This is a genomic window from Corynebacterium sp. HMSC077D03, assembly GCF_001808545.1.
GTDB lineage: Bacteria > Actinomycetota > Actinomycetes > Mycobacteriales > Mycobacteriaceae > Corynebacterium > Corynebacterium simulans.
Genome location: NZ_KV793669.1, coordinates 120914 through 137779, shown reverse-complemented (window position 1 = coordinate 137779; position 16866 = coordinate 120914). Strand labels below are relative to the sequence as shown.

The window sequence follows — 16866 nt, the reverse complement described above, 5'->3', positions numbered from 1 at the left end:
TGGGGTGGAACTGCTAACAACGTAATGGGCGGTGGCGTTTGCCTGCCTGATCATCTTTTCGCGGCTAAGCCTAAAGCTTGGCCAGCGCCTTGGTGATGCCCTCCTGCAGCGTGGCCCGCGACTGCTTCATCGGATGCGCAATCGCACGCAGCCCCATGTACGCAATCTGGTCCGCCGCGCGGTTGAGCGGATCGCCCGCATGGCCAAGTACGCGGCGGATTTCCACCTCGCATTCGCCTTCGACGTCGTTCCAGGCCTGCTGGAAACGCGACCGCGCACCTGACGTTACGCCGCGCCACGTCCGCCGCGAGCGCACCGCCTTCGACTGCTTATTGCGTAACTGCTCCACTGCTTCGAGCGCCGCGACCGAGTCGCTTTCAATAATCGCTTTCTTTGCACCCACCTTGAGCAGGTACTTCAGCGCTAAGGTCAGCGACTCCAGCTCGAGCTCGTCAGTACCCGCCTTAGTCTCGCGGGTGCGCAGCCGGTAGTCGCCATTGCCCGCCACGAAGCACATGGAGCCCTTGAACACGGTGTCGGAGGAGGCGTCGGTAGCAATGCGCACCGTGGCGCCCTCCGGCCATGATGACGCCTGCGAGAAGTTTGGCCACCAATGTGCCTTCGGGGTCTCTACCTGCGTGGACTCTTTCTTCCGCGGCGCCTCGCCCAACTTCTTGGCCTTACGCGCGGTCAGGCCCGCTTCCTTGCGGCGCACAGAGCTCGCGCTTTTCGACGCCCTATTTTCCTCCGCAAAGCTGCCCGTCACTGTATAACCGCGCCGTTCCAGCGCCGACCGCAGCGCATTTTGCCGGCGCCCCGTGACAATCCAGACTCGGCCCTTCAGGTTCTTCGTGGCCTTCTCGAACTCGCGGATGGCAATCTCCACCACGTCGCCGCTCTTGGTCTGGCCCTTGCGTATGAACCGAGTCTGCCTGGTGTTTACTGCGATGACCCAGCCATCAACAGTACCGCCCGGCGCGGAGTCCCAGCGCTCGTCCCATAGTGCGATCGCTACATGGACCGGTGCGTTCACCATAGAGTCGGTGATCTTCCGAGTGCCATACGTACGGGACTGCGTGCCGGTGAGCGCGCTGAGTTCGAGCGGTTCCATCGTCTACTAGTAAACCATCTGCGTCCGACACCAAGCACAACGGACTTTTCAATCAGCCTCAAAGCGGCTCTTTAGTCCCAAAAGAACGGCGCTCCTCCTTGGTTGTTTGCGGCTGAAATGGCCTCATGATCATCATTCCGTTGGCTGCGGTGGGCGTCGACGCCGCGGGCATAGCCGCCTCCCTGGTCAAGACAGTGCTGATTCCGGTTAAAGAAAAAGTCGCGCACCAGTCTGTAATAATTCCGAGTCTGCTGCAACATACTCTATGTGAAGTATGTTGCAGCAGGCTCGTGGAGTTTTATTTGTCCGTCTTAACCTTGCCCGGCGCGCGAAGGCGGGAGTTCTCCCGGCATTTTCGCGCGCATTATCCTGTCGTCTTGGCGTTCTTAAGGCGTCGCGTGCCGCAGGAGTACGCTGAGGAGCTGGCTGCCGACGTCTTCGAGCGCGCCTGGGCCAACTTCGACACCCTGACAGGAGAGAACCCGCTGCCATGGCTCTATGGCATCGCACGCAACGTGATGCGCGAGTTCTATCGTTCGCGCCGCGAGTTCGAAAACCTCGACGACTTTGACGGAGTCCTTCCCGACGAATCCGCCGCCGTTGACTTGTCCCTCGACATCAACCGCGCCCTGCTGCAGCTTCCTTATGCCGAGCGCGAGATCCTCACTCTCTTCGCCTGGGAGGAGCTCACGCAGGCCGAGATCGCCGAGGTCCTCGGCATCACCCCTAACAACGTCCGCGTGCGCCTGCACCGCGCCCGCACCCACCTTTCCGAGCTCACCGGAGGCCACGATGACTGATCCGCTTTCCCAATTGCGCGCCGCAAATCCGGTGCCAGACGCTGCGCTTGACGACGCCGCCCTTACCCGCTCCGAGGCGGTCCTCAGCGGCATCGTCGATTCGGGGTCACGCACGCCGTGGACGGCCGTGGCCGCGGGCGTCGGTGTCTTAGCTTTGGTCGGCGGGGTCATCCCGTTTGTGAACCGCAGCGAGCCGGTCGCCGTGGCGGAGGTGCTCACGCACGCGGGCGCGGCTGCCGCCGCGCAGCCCGACGCCGCGGACAAGGGCGTGACCTCAAAGGAGTACCTCAAGCGCGTGGACACCGATGGCTCGTCTACTGTCACGACCGAGTATTCGGTGGGCGTCGACGGCACCGTGAACATCTCCTCCCAAGGCGAGCTGCCAGGGTTCGACCCGCAGCCGGCCATCCCCGCAGAAGACCTCATGGCGGCCACCGACCGCGCTGGGCTAGAAGCTCTTGCGGATCGTTTCCCCAACCGCGCCCTCGGCGCGCTGCAGCTGCTGCTGCAGCCGGGTTTGAGCAGCGAGCAGCAGAAGATTGTCTACGACATCCTGGCCGCCACCGACGGCAACGACCTGGCTTCGACCTCGCAGGGCTCCGACGACGGCGTGGGGGAGGACGGACTCATCAGCGTCATTCGCGACGCTGACCACATCAGCTTCTCCATCCTTCCAGCAACCGGTCAGCTGGTCCGCGTGGTCGGTCTGGTCGGCCCCAACGTGACCACCACCGTGGAGGCCACAGCCATCTTGGGCTGCGTGTCCGTCACCGGCCTGGAAGGCCCCGACAGCATTTCGCTGGCCTGCGGTGATAACAACTACCTGGTCAATGACCTCAAGTGGTCCAACTGGGGCGCCGATGAGGCCACGGCTGAGGGTACGGCCGTGGAAAACGACTGCGACCCCTTCTGTGCGGAGGGCAAGTTTAAGCAGACGCCGGTGCGGGTGGTCGTCGACAAGCGTGAAGCGTGTGGCTACAACGCCAAGGTGTACTCGCGCATCCGTGTCATCTACCCGGACCACGAAGAGGTCGAGGAGATTGGCTGCGCGTAGCGGCTAGGTCAGCTGGCGGAGCGCGAACTGCCCGTACATGTCACCGAGCTCCTCGGCGGTGTACGGGCCATCGGGGCTAAACCACGTGGCCACGCCGATGCCCATGTCGATGAGCGCCCAGCAGGCAATCTTGAGGTTCTCGGCTTGGAAGCTGCCCTCGTCGACGACGTTCATCCAACGCGCCACATAGTCGCGGCGCAGCTGCAGGACCACGGACTTGTGGGGGTCTTCGAGGTTGTTGAGCTCGTTGTTGACCACGCGGACGCGCTTGGCGTGGGTGGCGTGGAAGATGACGTGTGCGCGCATCGTGGCGAGGATTCTATCCTCGGAACCCGTGACCCCGGCGAGCGCCGCGGCGTTGGCACGAAGGAGTTCCTCCATGGCGGAGACGGTGACCTCGGCGAGCAGCTCTTGCTTGGACTTGTAGTGGTTGTAGAGGCTCGATGCCCGCATGCCCACTGCCTTTGCGATGTCTTCCATGCCGGTGCCGTGGAAGCCGCGCTGGTCAAAGAGGTCAAGGGCGGCGGTGGCGATTTGGTCGCGGCGCTTCTGGTTAGCCATGGTGGTGTGCCTTTCGCTGGGTACGTTCTCTTGACAGGCGGTGAGGCGTGTATCACAATAGCAGACTAATAGTGATTCGTTTCGGAGGCCCGCAATGTCCAATAATCTCTTTGATTCTACAACTGACTTTCTCGGCGCGTTCGACGGCATCAGTGCCCAAGACGCCGAGGTCTGGGCACGTGCTCGCTCGTTTCGTGAAGATTGCCTTCCGGTTATCAATGAGCATTGGGAGAAAAGCGAATACCCCCTCGAACTTGTGCGCCGCTTAGGCGAGCTCGACCTCATGACGGACGGCCTTGACGTTCCTGGCCACGAGTCCATGACCTCACTCGGCGCGGGTTTGGCGCTCATGGAGGTCACGCGTGCCGACGCCTCGATGGGCACTGTCGTTGCCGTGCAGGCCGGCCTGGCTATGCGCTCCATCGCGATGCTTGGCTCGGAGGAACAGCGCTCCCGCTACCTGCCGGCGATGGCATCGTGTTCGCTGCTCGGCGCGTTTGGTCTGACGGAACCGTTGCACGGTTCTGACTCCATTGCACTGGAGACCACCGCGGTCTGCGACGGCGATTCCTGGGTTCTCAACGGCGAAAAGAAATGGATCGGCAACGGTGCTTCCGGTGGCGTGACCGTGATTTACGCCCGTATGGAGGACGGAAACGTGGGTGGCTTCATCGTTCCGCAGGACGCGCCGGGCTACTCGGCCACGGTGATTACCGGCAAGCTGTCACTGCGCGCTATCCACCAGGCGCACATCGTCTTGGAGGATTGCCGCATTCCTGCCTCCAACCGGTTGCCCGGCTGCCAAACGTTTAAGGACGTCTCCCGCGTGCTGACTGCAACGCGCATCGGCGTCTCGTGGATGGCGTTGGGCTCGGCCGTGGCTTGCTATGAAACCGCGCGCAACTACGTCATGGAGCGCGTCCAGTTCGGCCGTGAGCTGGCAAAAGCGCAGATCATCCAGCAGCGCTTGGCCAACATGGTGCTGGACCTCAACCAGATGATGCTGACCTGCCGCGAGGTTGCCGCCCGCGAGGAGGCCGGCACGCTCACCCCGCCGCAGGCTTCCGCGGCGAAGCTGCACAACACCCGCGCTGCGCGACGCATTGCTTCCGACGCCCGCGACATGCTCGGCGGCGTGGGCATCCTGCTAGAAAACGACATCGCGCGCCACTTTGCCGACATCGAGGCCATGCACACCTACGAGGGAACCGACACCGTGCAGAGCCTCATCATGGGCAAGGTCATTACGGGTTTCTCGGCCTACAAGTAGCAGCCTGCCCGCGCCCCGCTTGGCATGCGTGCCGCCTAGCGCTCTCGCACCTCGCTTGGCGCTCGCTCCACCCCTCTCCGGGTTTGGTCCCATTGGTTGGGTTTCATTAGGGGGTAAAGAAACCCTTAGGAGGCATTGCGCGGGAGTCGGTTCTCGTAAAACTACCCAACCAATGGGACCACTAGAGGAGGACCAAACCGCGGCAGCTGAAACCGCCCATTCGCCAGCGAGAGGACAGTCGCTGAGGCACCAGCCGGCCGACAGCTTCGAAAGCGCCAACTCCCCCTAGGAAACATTTCCCCTAGCTGCGCAAATGCAGAGTTATCCACAGGTAAAAAATTGACTCTAGACACGGGCGCACGCGCTTGGCGAACATTGTTGTATGACTCAAACACAACGACTCATTCACTTACGTCCACTGTCCAACGATCACCACGTGTGGGAGCAAATAGCCAATGGCGAGCTTCTGCGAATAGCGCCCTGGGTCGCAACCCCGCGGGATTACTTCGAGCAATTACCCACTTACGAACGCCAGCGTCTCAAAGTGATTGCCGCGGGCAAAAGCGTGCACAAAGCCATCATGATAGGAAAGTCAGCAGCCAGGCTATGGGGCCTTTGGGTCCTCCCGCCTTTCGACGAAAAGATTGAAATGGCCAGGCAGTCCAAATCGCTGCCAGTCAAGACGAAGATTCCAGCCGATTACGATTACCGCAAGACGCACCTGCCAGACAACATGGTTTCCAAGCAGCTCGGCACCCGTTGCACAACTGTGGCACGAGCGTGCATCGACATCGCAAGGCACCATTCCTTCGAAGAGGGACTCGTTGCCATGGATTCGGCGCTCGCGAAGGAACTCACCACGAAGGACGAGCTGCGCCGCACGCTGATCGCCATGGGTCGCGTGCACGGTGCCCCGCAGGCGCGGAAGGCGATTGAGCACGCCATCGCGCATTCGGAATCGCCTTTCGAGTCCTACTTTCGAGGCATCGCCATCGCGGAGAAGCTGGGAGAGAAGGTGGTTGCGCAGTACTTCATTCCGCCGAACTTTCGCGCAGACACGTGCATTGACGACGCCGTCGTGATCGAGATCGACGGTGCCGTCAAGTACGACGGCTCGTCGTTTGGCAAGAGTGCCGAGCAAACAATCGTGGAGGAGCGACGACGCGAGAAGCTGATTCAGAACCGTGGCTTCATCGTGCTGCGATACAGCCCACGGGAGCTGCTCACGGAGAGAGCCCGTGTAGTGCGGGAGGTGCGCCAGGCGCTGGAAGCTGCCCAACAGCGAGGATGGTCCCAGTCTACTGGTCCCTTTACGAGTAAGAAGGCCGGCTAAAACCCGCTAGGTGGTCCCTTTACCCCGTAAAGGGACCCAACCTATGGGACCAATCCGAAAGAATGGTTGGGACAGGTCCGCGGGCTAGTTGTGCAGCGGCTTACGCGTCGCCGCCATGTGCTTGGCGCGCTCGACGTTCGCGGGCAGTAACACCAGCGGCACGTCGAACTCCACCTCACGTTCGGCGAACTGGTTAAAGCTCAGCGAGCCCTCACCGGTGTACATCTGCGCCAACTTTGCTGCGATGACGTGGTCGTTTTCAGTGGCATTCTCCAGGGGCCACTCGCGGTCGAGGGCAGGGCCGGAGTAAAGGTCAATCGCGTCATCGGCAGGCGGGGCGTAGCCCTCAATGAGCGACTCCGTCTCCGCGATGGCACGCGCCAGGACGTGGTCAGGGGACATCAATACGACGTCGTCTGCCGCGAGGAAGCCCTGTTCCTTGGCCACGAAAGCGTTGGGGAAGGGCTTGGTCGAGGTGATGAAGTCGAAGGCTTTCTGGTGGTAGTCCGCCACGCCAGCTGTGCGGAGACGCTCCAGTGCAGAAATCGTGCCCGACCAGCCCGGATAGAGACCCACATTGAGCTCTGGGAAAGCCAGCTGGCTATCAGCGTGGGCTACGATTCGGTCGCAGGAAAGTGCCAGTTCTAAGCCGCCGCCCAGGGCGACACCGCGTACCGCTGCGACCACGGGAACCGGCGTGAACTTCAGCTGGCGCAGCGTGTTTGAGCCGTCCGCAATGAGCTCCTCAACGCGCTCCGCCGAGCCCGACTCGCCCGCTGCAGCAATCGACGCCAAGTCCGCGCCCGCGCAGAACACCGGCGCATCGTTGCCCACGACCAGCGCTTGCAAGCCGTGTTCGTCTACCGCAGAAACCGCAGCACGAATGACCTCAAGAGCGGTGGTCGGCAAGGAGTTCATTGGGGTATGGAAATCCACGATGCCGATTCGTCCCGCTTCGGTTTCTAAAGCATGCACCGCGCCGGCGGGCAACGACACTACGGTCTCCAGCGCCAGCGAACGCAGACTCTCGACGCCCTCGCGGGCAGGCAGTGGCTGCAGCTTGCCGTCAGCGCTAAGCGCCTGACCGTCAGCAAAGAATCCACCGGCCTTGGCTGCCGCGTCTACCAACGCCGGCACGTCGTCACCGTAGGCGGAGGCAACCCACTCGATGCCGATGGCGTCGGCAAGCGCGAAGATGCCCTTCTTCCAGCCGAAGCCGAGGGTGAGGCCGTCGTCGATAAGCCCGACGTGCGCGGCGATTTCCGGCGCTACCTCGCAGCAATAGCGCAGCGTATCGAGGAAAACCGCGCGGGCAAAGCGGCCGCCCGGCGAATCTGTGTCCATGACCTCGCGCGGATCCTTGAGCCCTATGACTGGGTCGTCCGGTTGGGTGCGTGCCACGTACTCATAGTCGGAGTTGATGACCTCGTTGCGCCCGCGGTAGAAGCCGCCTTCGCCAGTGCGCCCGGTCAAACCGCGCTCGACCAGACCCGCGATGAAAGCATCCTCGCCGAGCGGAACCTTCAACATCGGGTCGTCGGCAGGCAGTGCGGTTTCTAATGAGTTCCAGATGGGCCCCACCAGCTGCAAACCGATGTAGTCCAAAAGCCCGAAGATACCGGTGCGGGGGATGCCGAAGGCGCGGCCGAAGGAGGCGTCGGCAAGCTCGTAGCTCACGCCATTCTCGCGCGTACGGGCGACGCCGGCTGCCATCCAGTAGCAACCCACGCGGTTGGCAATAAAGCCTGGGGTATCGCGGCACTCGAGCGCAATCTTGCCTAGGGTTTGTTCGATGGTCGAGCGCAGCGTGGCCTCGGTCTCGCCGGAAGCGATTAACTCGACCAAGCGCATGACCTTGGGCGGATTGAAAAAGTGGGTGATGGCGAAGCGCTCCTGGCGTGCGACCGGAACGCCGTCCTTGAGGCGAGCGAGCGGGAGGGTGGAAGTATTCGAGCTGAGAATCGCTGAAGGCTTCAGATGCGGCTCGATGGCTTGGTACAAGGAGTGCTTGGCTCCCAGGTCCTCGAAGATAGCCTCGATGATCCAATCGCGGTCTTCTAACAACGCATAGTCGGCGGAAGCGCGCACGCGTTCGGTGTCTTGGGGGAGATAAAAGCCGCGGCGCTTCAACTGTATATCGACGCCTTTCTGCGCGGACTCGGCGTTTTGATCGAGCAGGACGACGTCGAGGCCCGCCGACGCGCACAGCGCCGCGATGCCCGAGCCCATGGAACCCGCGCCGATGACGGCAACCTTGGTGATTGACATTTACTTCGCTCCTTCGTTTTCTATGATCAGCGTGATGCCTTGCCCGCCGCCGATACACATGGTGACCAGTCCATATCGCTTGTTCAGCCGGCGCAGTGCATAAGCCAAGCGGGTGACAAGTATGACGCCGGTGGCGCCAACCGGGTGGCCGTGGGCGACGGCGCCGCCGTAGATGTTCGTTATAGCCGGGTCGAAACCAAGCTCGTCCTGCACCGCGATGGCCTGGGCAGCAAAGGCTTCGTTGGACTCGATGAGGTCGATATCGTCCAGCTTCAGACCGGCCTTTTTCAGGGCTTTTGGCACCGCGGCGATGGGGCCTAAGCCCATGCGGGTGGGGTCGACGCCTGCGATGGACCAGCTGACGATCTTCGCCAGAGGCTTTAGTGAACGCGCCGCCAGCTCCTCTTGGCCTGCGAGCACCACTGCGGCCGCGCCGTCGTTAATGCCGGAGGCATTGCCTGCGGTTACGGTTCCGTCCTTGGCAAAGGCCGGCTTGAGACGCGCCAGCTTGTCGACGCTCGTTTCCCTCACGTGTTCATCAAAATCCAGGTCGCCTACGGGGACCAGTTCCTCGGCTTGGATGTTTTCTGCTTGCGCCGCCGCGGCGCGGCTCTGCGATTCGGCGGCGAACTCGTCCTGGCGCTCGCGGCTAATACTGTAGTCACGGGCAATATTTTCTGCCGTTACGCCCATGTGGCCTGTCCCGAAAGGACAGGACAGCGCGCCGGTGAGCCAGTCGTAGAGTTTGCCGTCACCCATCTTCTTGCCGCTGCGCATTCCGTCGACGGAATAGGGTGCCTGGCTCATGGACTCGACGCCGGCGACTAGGGCGGTGGTGCCGTCACCAGCTTGCAGAAGCTGGGCCGCGGAGATAATTGCCTGGACACCTGAGCCGCACAAACGGTTGACTCCGAGCGCGGTTGAGGAGTCCGGCATTCCGACGCCGAGGGCTATTTTGCGGCCGATGTAGAGATCGCTCGGAACTACCGGCAGGACGTTGGAAGCCACTGTCGTATCGATGTCTGCGGCCGGAATTCCCGAACGGTCAATCGCTTCGCGGGAAGCGAGCGTGCCGAGTTCCGTCAGTGATAGACGAGAGAGACTGCCACCGAACTTACCGATGGGCAAGCGTGCCGCGCTGGCGATGTAGACATTCTTGGTCATGTGTAGCCCCTAAGAATACGAATCACTATTAGTTAAAGATGAATCCTAGGTCACAATTCTGGAATGTGCAATGGTGTATTGGAAATAAAGTTGGTGGGCTGGGGTAGAGGGGGTACCTGCCCATAAGGCTGTGAACTGCAGATTTAGAGTGAATGACCGTTTTTCTTTCCAAATTGTTCAACAACACCTTAAGATGATGCACATCACATAACGATGCGACCCGCGTCACGAAAGGACAGTCTAGTGAGTGCTGAAACAGCTGCAGCCGTCAAAAACCCGCCCAAGGGTATTGGTGCCATGGCCGGCGCCATGTTCCTCATGGCCACTTCCTCCATTGGTCCAGGCTTTTTGACCCAGACCTCCGTCTTTACCGTCCAGATGGGCGCGGCCTTCGCCTTCGCCATTTTGTTGAGCATCGTCGTGGATATCGCGATTCAGCTCAACGTGTGGCGTGTCTTGTGCGTCTCCGGCATGCGTGCCAACGAACTGGGCAACACCGTTCTGCCAGGCCTCGGCTGGTTCCTTGCGGTGCTCGTCTTCTTGGGCGGCATCGTCTTCAATATCGGCAACATCGCCGGCACGGGTCTTGGCCTTAACGCGATGCTTGGCATCGATGCCCGAATCGGCGGCGTCATCGCAGCGGCGATTGCCGTCTTCGTCTTCCTGTCCAAGCGCGCCGGCATCGCGCTTGACCGCTTGGTGGCTGCCCTCGGCGCCATCATGATTCTGCTCATGCTCTACGTTGCCATCGTCTCCCAGCCACCAGTAGGCGAGGCGCTCAAAAACACTGTGATGCCAGAAGAGATTGACTTCTTCGTCATCACCACGCTGATCGGCGGTACAGTCGGCGGCTACATCACCTTCGCCGGTGCACACCGCCTCATCGACAGTGGAATGTCTGGTAGCGAGCACATCAAGAACATCACCACTACCTCCGTCATGGGCGTCATCATCACCGGCATCATGCGTGTGCTGCTCTTCCTGGCGGTCCTCGGCGTCGTCAGTACTGGCGTAGCACTGTCTGAGGACAACACCGCGGCAGATGCGTTCCGTCAGGCGGCCGGCGAGTTCGGCCTGCGTGCCTTCGGCGTGGTGCTCTTTGCGGCAGGCCTGTCCTCGGTCATCGGTGCGTCCTATACCTCGATCTCCTTCGTGACCACACAGAAGGTTGCCCCACGTACCCGCAACTTCCTGACCGTTGGTTTCATTGCGGTCTGCACCTTGCTTTTCCTGCTTCTAAACTCCGCTCCGCAGAAGCTGCTGATTTTCGCCGGCGCATTCAACGGCATCATCTTGCCTATCGCGTTTGCGATGGTGATGTGGGTTGCTTACCGACGCCGCGACCTCCTCGGCGATTCCAAGTACCCCACCTGGTTGCTGGTGCTGGGCACCTTGGCCCTGCTCCTAGAGTTCTACATCGGTTTTAACTCTTTCTCCGGAATCATGAAGCTCTGGGCTTAGGGGCCATAGTCGATGTCTTACACAGCGCACTCTTCCTCGATGCAGCCTGCTAACGTACGGGCGCATGCACGGCAGAATCAGATGGTGACCACGGCAGGTTTCGCTGACGGCTTCATGCAGGCGAACCTGCTCGCCGTGCCGCAGGAATACGCATTCGACTTCCTGCTGTTTGCTCAGCGTAATCCGAAGGCGTGCCCGATTGTGGGCGTATTGGAGGCGGGCCAATACAGCTCGGAACTGCTCGCCGGTGGCGACATCCGCACTGACATTCCGGGCTACCGCATCTTCCGCGACGGTGAGCTGACCGATTCTGTGGAAGACGCCACCGAGTTCTGGACTGAGGACATGGTTGCGTTTCTCATCGGCTGCTCGTTCACTTTTGAGTCAGCGCTGCAGGAAAATGGCATCACGCTGGCCCATATCGAGCAAAGGCGCAACGTCGCGATGTACCGCACGAACATCGCGACTGTGCCGGCAGGCATTTTCAGCGGACCGCTGGTGGTCTCCATGCGGCCGATTCCCGCAGATCAGGTTGCCGACGCCGTGCGCATTACCTCGCGTTACCCGTCGGTGCACGGGGCGCCGGTGCATGTGGGCAACCCTGAGGCTATTGGCATTGAGGATCTTTCGCGGCCTGACTTCGGCGACGCCGTGGACATCCCAGAGGGTCACATCCCGGTGTTCTGGGCATGCGGCGTGACACCACAAGCAGTGGTGATGAACTCGAAGCCGCGCTTGGCGATTACCCACCAGCCCGGCAAGATGCTCGTCACCGACGCGCGTGACGTGGACTACCAGGTGCCTTAAGCCCGGTCTGCGGCTGCGCTTGCGGCTTCCTCCACAACTGCTACGACCGGCCGCGCGGTTTGGTTCCATTGGTTGGGTTTCATTGGTTGGGTTTTATTGGTTGGGTTTCTTTACGAGTGGCCGGTGCCGGAAAACTCGGCTTACTGGTCCCTTTACCCCACAAAGGGACCCAACCTATGGGACCAAACTGCAATGGGGGGCAGGGAAGCCGCCCCGCCAAGCCACCCCAAGCTAGATGACCGCGAGCATCTTCTCGCAGGTGCGCAGCAAGCTGTCGTGCAAGAGCGCGGCAGCTTCTTCGCGTTTTCCTTCGGCAACGAGCTGGGACAAGCGAATGTTTCCCTCAATGTGCTCAGCATGCAAGGTGGGGTAACGCGGGATGACGAGCAAGAAGCTCAGCCGCATCCGTGCGAGCAGGTTGTTCATCTGCTCGTTAAGCGTCGGGGATTTAAGCGACGCCACCAGCGTGCGGTGAAAACGCTGGTTGATGTTGGATACTTCTTGGTCCTCACCGCGTTCCTGCGCGGCGCGAGCAGAAGTGACAAGCTCAATCAACGCTGCTGGGTCGGCGAATTCGCCCCACAGCACACCGGAGGGCTCGATAGCGGCACGTGCGATGAACAGGTCACGCACGTAATCGGCATCCGGCGTCGCAATGAAGACGCCTCGGTTAGGGATGCGCTCCACGAGGCGCTGCGCAGCGAGCTCGGTGAAGGCCTCGCGGAGAGTATTGCGGGAACAAGAGAAGCGCTCAGCGGCTTTCACCTCGCTGAGCTGTTGGCCAGGCATGAACTCGCCGGCCGAGATGCCATCGCGAATTTTCGACGCCACGGACTGAGAAAGCATGCCAGACAGCTTAACTCATTGGGCGCGGAGGCCGCTCGAAAAAGAAGGTCACGGCCACTAGTCGATAGTCGCGATAACCTTCGACGGATCCAAGCGGTCGCCTTCCTTGGCCAACAGCTTGATGGTGCCGCCGCGTGGAGCCTTTACAACAGATTCCATCTTCATAGCCTCGATGGTGGCGATGTCATCGCCTTCTTCGACGGTGTCGCCGTCGGCAACGTTCCAGGCCACGAGGTTGGCGTCGTAAGGCGCGGTGACAGCACCCTCCGTGCTGTCGCCCTCACCGGCAGATTCTGCGTTGCCTGCCGCGCCAGATGGTGCAGCGCCGGCAGCCACACCGGAAAGCAGACGCTCTGGCAGACCAACGCTAACCAGCTTGCCGTCGATTTCGATGGCCACCTGGGTGCGCTTGGCATAGATGGCTTCCACCGGCGCGATGTGGCTCGTAGCCTCTGCAGAAGGGCGGTAGTTGTGGTCCAACCAGTCGGTGTAGATACCGGCTTGTGCCTCAGCATCGCCGTGATCGGCCAAGACCTGGGAGGAGACCATGTCGCGGTGGAAAGGCAGGACGGTGCGCACGCCTTCGATATCGAACTCCTCGAGCGCGTGCTTTGCACGAGCCAGGGCGATCTCACGAGTTGGGCCCCACACCAGCAGCTTGGCAATCAGTGAGTCGTAGTATGGCGGCACGATGGAGCCGGAGCGCACGCCGGCGTCAACGCGGATGCCAGGGCCCGTCGGCGGCTCAAAGCGCACGATGGTGCCAGGGCATGGCGCAAAGCCGTTCAGGATGTCCTCGGCGTTGATGCGGAATTCGAAAGCGTGGCCGGTGGATTCCGGATCAGTCGAGATAGAAAGTGGCTCACCCGCTGCGATGCGGAACTGCTCGGCAATGATGTCGACGCCGGTGACCACCTCAGTGACTGGGTGCTCAACCTGCACACGGGTGTTGACCTCGAGGAAGGAGATGGTGCCGTCCTCAGAAACGATGTACTCCACGGTTCCAGCGCCGGTGTAACCCACCTTGGCGCAGATGGCGCGTGCGCCTTCGTGGATGCCCTTGCGCTGTTCGTCGCTAAGCGCTGGGGCAGGGGCTTCCTCGATGAGCTTTTGGAAGCGGCGCTGCGTGGAGCAATCGCGGGTGCCGAGCACGGCGACGTTGCCGTGGGTATCGGCGAGGATTTGCGCCTCGACGTGGCGTGGGTGAGTCAGGAACTTTTCCACGTAGCACTCTGCGCGGCCGAAGGCTTCCTTAGCCTCGCGGCCTGCAGAGTTGAAGGCCGCCTCAATGTCTTCCAGGTTTTCCACGACCTTCAGGCCGCGTCCACCGCCACCATATGCAGCCTTGATGGCAATCGGCAGACCGTGCTTTTCAGCGAAGGCCCGGGCCTCCTGCCAGTCATCAATCGGATCCGAGGTGCCCGGTGCCAGAGGAGCACCGACCTCCTCGGCCACGCGGCGGGCCGCAATCTTGTCACCGAGCAGCTCGATGGATTCCGGGGTTGGGCCAATCCAGGTCAGGCCCGCACTGGCGACGGCGCGGGCAAAGTCAGCGTTTTCAGAAAGGAAGCCATAGCCCGGGTGGATGGCATCGGCGCCGGCGCGAACCGCAATGTCTAGCAATGCCGGGACGTTCATATAGGTATCGGCCGCGGTGTTGCCGGGCAGGGCGTAGGCCTCGTCGGCCACGCGGGTATGTAGGGCGCCTGCGTCTGCCTCGGAGTAGATGGCGATGGAGCGAATGCCCAGATCGCGGGCGGCGCGAGCGATGCGGACGGCGATTTCGCCGCGGTTTGCAATAAGGACTGCAGAAATCATGATTAACCTTTAAATAGTTGTAGCGAGTTCGAAGCGGACCGTGGCTCCCGGTGGAAGCTGTGCGGCGATATCAATGTCTTCTTCGAGGACGGTAGCAATAACGGGGTAGCCGCCGGTGACGGCGTGGTCACGCAGGAAGACTACCGGCTCACCCGATGGCGGAACCTGGACGGAGCCGGCGACCATTCCTTCGCTCGGGAGCTCGCCGGAGCGCGCACGTGACAAGGTCGCATCGTCGCTGGCCCTAAGACGCAGGCCGACGCGGTTGGACTGTGGAGTAACTTCCCATTCGGTATTTAAGAATTTCTCGAGGGATTCCTTGGTGAACCAGTCATCACGCGGGCCCAGCACGCAGCGCAGCACGCCCTCGGTCTGGCCACGGGACCCTTCGGTCACGCGCAGCGGGTTCGTTAGCTGCGCGTCGGTCATGGCGGTAGAACGCGGCAACACGCCGATGATGTCGCCTAGGCGCACCGGCGCCGGGCCCAGCCCGGAGAGCACGTCGGTGGACGCGGAGCTCAACTCGCTATCGGCAACGATGCCGCCGCGGATGGCGATGTACGAGCGCATGCCGTAGGTGGCGGGCTCGACGCGCACGGTGGAACCCGCGGTAACTAGCACGGGTCGCGCGAGGTGCACCGGCATCTCCTCGAGGACCACGCGGGCTTGGGCGCCGGTGACGCAAATGACGGTATCGGTGAGGGCACGCAAGCGAATACCGCCGATGTTTTCCAGCACCGTCGCACCGCGCGGGTTTCCCACCGCGACGTTGGCGGTGGCCGCTGCTGCCTGGTCAGCCGCGCCCGAAGGGGTAACGCCTAAGTTGCCACGGCCCGGGCGGCCTTGGTCCTGGAAGAGGGTGACAAGGCCTGGGTCGATGACTTCCATACGTGGCAGGCGCGCCGGGGTACGGCGGCCAAACGGGGTGGTGGACACGATGTCTGGCAGGGAGCTGACGGCACGGTAGCGCACGCGGTCGCCGGGCTGCACCAGCGCCGGCGGCTGCGCATCCGATTCCCACATCGGGGTCGAGGTGGTGCCTAGCAGCTGCCAGCCGCCGGGGGAGACGCGCGGGTAGACCGCGGAGAAGTTACCGGCGATGCCTACCGCACCATTTGGCACCGCGGTACGCGGGGTAGAGCGACGCGGGATGTCGACGCCGCGGGAGGCATCTGCCGGGGTGCAATACGTAAAGCCTGGGGCAAAGCCGCCGAAGGCAGCAAGCCACTCGGTCGAGGTATGCCAGTCGATGAGCCCCTCGCGGGACATACCGAGTAGGTCGGCAGCTTCGTCCAGATCCGCGCCGTCGTAAAGCACGTCGATCTCCACTAAGCGTGGCTCCTCCACGGAGCGTGCGGAAGGGTGGAAATCCTCCAAGAATTCGGCGGCGGCATGCGCTGAGTTCGGGGTATTAAAGGTGAGCAATAGGGTAGTCGCTGCGGCAATCGCATCGACTTGGTCTTTCAGTGGCTGCGCAGTAAGTGCCTCGTGCCAGGTCATGACCTGGGAAAGGTCATCCAACTCCACGAGCAACGCGCGGGTTCCTACGGGGTGAATGTGCATTAGATAAAGCTCCGGATCTCAATGCCACGGGCATCCAGCTCGGCTACCACGCCGCGCAGCATCTCCACGGCGCCCGGGGAGTCGCCGTGGGTGCAAACGGACTGCGCATCTACGCTAAGGACGCTGCCGTCGATGGCGGTGATGGCGCCGGTTTCTGCCACCTCGAGAACGCGCCTTACGACGTCGTCTGCCGAGTGCAGCACAGCATTGTCCTGTGTGCGCGAGACCAGGGTGCCGTCGGGGTTGTAGTTGCGGTCGGCGAAGGCCTCGCGGATTACAGTCAGGCCGCGTGCCTCGGCGACCTCGACTGCCACGCCGCCCGGCAGTAGCATGACCGGGATATCTCCAAAGGCCTTGATGCCGTCGATGACTGCCTTGGCCTGGGCCTCGTGGTAAACGATGGCGTTGTACATCGCGCCGTGCGGCTTGACGTAGCTCACGCGAGTGCCGTGTGCGCGGGCCAGCGCTTCAAGCGCGCCGATTTGATAGGTGACTTCGTCTGCCAACTCAGCCGGGTTGTAGTCGATGAAGCGACGGCCGAACGCGGCTGGGTCGTTGTAGCCCACGTGTGCACCAACGACGACGCCCGCCTCTTTGGCTGCGCGGACGGTGCCGGCGATGGAGTGCGGGTCACCCGCGTGGAAGCCGGTGGCGACGTTGGCAGAGGAGACCAGTTTGAGCATCGCTGCGTCGTCTGCGACTGGATTGCCTGCGGTGGTCTCGCCGAGGTCGGCATTGAGATCAATAAAGAGCTGGCTCATACACTCAAATCCCCTTTTAAAATTGTTCAACAATCTATAGGCGGATAGT

General features: G+C 61.9%; 14 protein-coding genes. 6 read left to right on the top strand and 8 right to left on the bottom strand.

The window, feature by feature from the left end; genetic code table 11:
• Nucleotides 1–70: 70 nt before the first annotated feature.
• Entirely contained in the window at nucleotides 71–1111 is a 1041-nt protein-coding gene (locus tag HMPREF2888_RS02790; RefSeq protein WP_061920849.1) for a ribonuclease HI, read from the bottom strand.
• A gap of 125 nt (nucleotides 1112–1236) precedes the next feature.
• On the opposite strand from HMPREF2888_RS02790, the gene HMPREF2888_RS02780 reads away from it, so the two are divergent.
• Both HMPREF2888_RS02780 and HMPREF2888_RS02775 read left to right on the top strand, forming a co-directional pair.
• On the top strand, nucleotides 1237–1911 hold the full coding sequence (locus HMPREF2888_RS02780; protein WP_235591004.1) for an RNA polymerase sigma factor: 675 nt from the start codon (nucleotides 1237–1239) through the stop codon (nucleotides 1909–1911).
• Nucleotides 1904–2965 (top strand): hypothetical protein, encoded by a 1062-nt coding sequence (locus HMPREF2888_RS02775; protein ID WP_061920853.1) that lies wholly within the window; start codon nucleotides 1904–1906, stop codon nucleotides 2963–2965. Before HMPREF2888_RS02780 ends, HMPREF2888_RS02775 begins: the two co-directional genes overlap by 8 nt.
• A gap of 3 nt (nucleotides 2966–2968) precedes the next feature.
• On the opposite strand, the gene HMPREF2888_RS02770 is transcribed toward HMPREF2888_RS02775, so the two are convergent.
• Complete coding sequence (locus HMPREF2888_RS02770; protein ID WP_061920855.1) at nucleotides 2969–3526, bottom strand: TetR/AcrR family transcriptional regulator; 558 nt, start codon at nucleotides 3524–3526, stop codon at nucleotides 2969–2971.
• 94 nt (nucleotides 3527–3620) lie between these two features.
• Between HMPREF2888_RS02770 and HMPREF2888_RS02765 the strand changes: the two genes are divergently transcribed.
• The gene (locus HMPREF2888_RS02765) at nucleotides 3621–4796 is read left to right on the top strand and encodes an acyl-CoA dehydrogenase family protein (protein ID WP_061920857.1); all 1176 of its coding nucleotides are present in this window, start codon (nucleotides 3621–3623) and stop codon (nucleotides 4794–4796) included.
• A 382-nt stretch (nucleotides 4797–5178) separates the two neighbouring features.
• Nucleotides 5179–6129 carry a DUF559 domain-containing protein gene (locus HMPREF2888_RS02760; protein WP_070518204.1) on the top strand — a complete coding sequence of 317 codons (951 nt, stop codon included), beginning with the start codon at nucleotides 5179–5181 and terminating at the stop codon, nucleotides 6127–6129.
• Nucleotides 6130–6213: 84 nt separating this feature from the next.
• Here HMPREF2888_RS02760 and HMPREF2888_RS13225 read toward each other — a convergent pair whose 3' ends face one another.
• Nucleotides 6214–8397, bottom strand: coding sequence for a 3-hydroxyacyl-CoA dehydrogenase/enoyl-CoA hydratase family protein (locus tag HMPREF2888_RS13225; RefSeq protein ID WP_070518203.1), 2184 nt, complete (start codon nucleotides 8395–8397; stop codon nucleotides 6214–6216).
• The gene (locus HMPREF2888_RS02750) at nucleotides 8398–9561 is read right to left on the bottom strand and encodes a thiolase family protein (protein ID WP_070518201.1); all 1164 of its coding nucleotides are present in this window, start codon (nucleotides 9559–9561) and stop codon (nucleotides 8398–8400) included.
• Between the two features lie 297 nt (nucleotides 9562–9858).
• Here HMPREF2888_RS02750 and HMPREF2888_RS02745 point away from each other — a divergent pair, with 297 nt between their 5' ends.
• Complete coding sequence (locus HMPREF2888_RS02745) at nucleotides 9859–11022, top strand: NRAMP family divalent metal transporter (RefSeq protein WP_096336535.1); 1164 nt, start codon at nucleotides 9859–9861, stop codon at nucleotides 11020–11022.
• Nucleotides 11023–11034: 12 nt separating this feature from the next.
• Nucleotides 11035–11829 (top strand): putative hydro-lyase, encoded by a 795-nt coding sequence (locus HMPREF2888_RS02740; RefSeq protein ID WP_070455536.1) that lies wholly within the window; start codon nucleotides 11035–11037, stop codon nucleotides 11827–11829.
• A gap of 231 nt (nucleotides 11830–12060) precedes the next feature.
• Here HMPREF2888_RS02740 and HMPREF2888_RS02735 read toward each other — a convergent pair whose 3' ends face one another.
• From HMPREF2888_RS02735 to HMPREF2888_RS02720, 4 genes are read right to left on the bottom strand one after another with little or no spacing between them, the layout of a single operon-like run.
• Nucleotides 12061–12675, bottom strand: coding sequence for a GntR family transcriptional regulator (locus HMPREF2888_RS02735; protein WP_061920869.1), 615 nt, complete (start codon nucleotides 12673–12675; stop codon nucleotides 12061–12063).
• Nucleotides 12676–12732: 57 nt separating this feature from the next.
• Nucleotides 12733–14493 (bottom strand): acetyl/propionyl/methylcrotonyl-CoA carboxylase subunit alpha, encoded by a 1761-nt coding sequence (locus tag HMPREF2888_RS02730; protein WP_061920870.1) that lies wholly within the window; start codon nucleotides 14491–14493, stop codon nucleotides 12733–12735.
• Between the two features lie 9 nt (nucleotides 14494–14502).
• Nucleotides 14503–16056: a 5-oxoprolinase subunit B/C family protein gene (locus tag HMPREF2888_RS02725; RefSeq protein ID WP_061920872.1), complete on the bottom strand. Its 1554-nt coding sequence runs from the start codon at nucleotides 16054–16056 to the stop codon at nucleotides 14503–14505.
• Nucleotides 16056–16817 (bottom strand): LamB/YcsF family protein, encoded by a 762-nt coding sequence (locus HMPREF2888_RS02720; RefSeq protein ID WP_061920874.1) that lies wholly within the window; start codon nucleotides 16815–16817, stop codon nucleotides 16056–16058. Before HMPREF2888_RS02720 ends, HMPREF2888_RS02725 begins: the two co-directional genes overlap by 1 nt.
• Nucleotides 16818–16866: the final 49 nt, after the last annotated feature.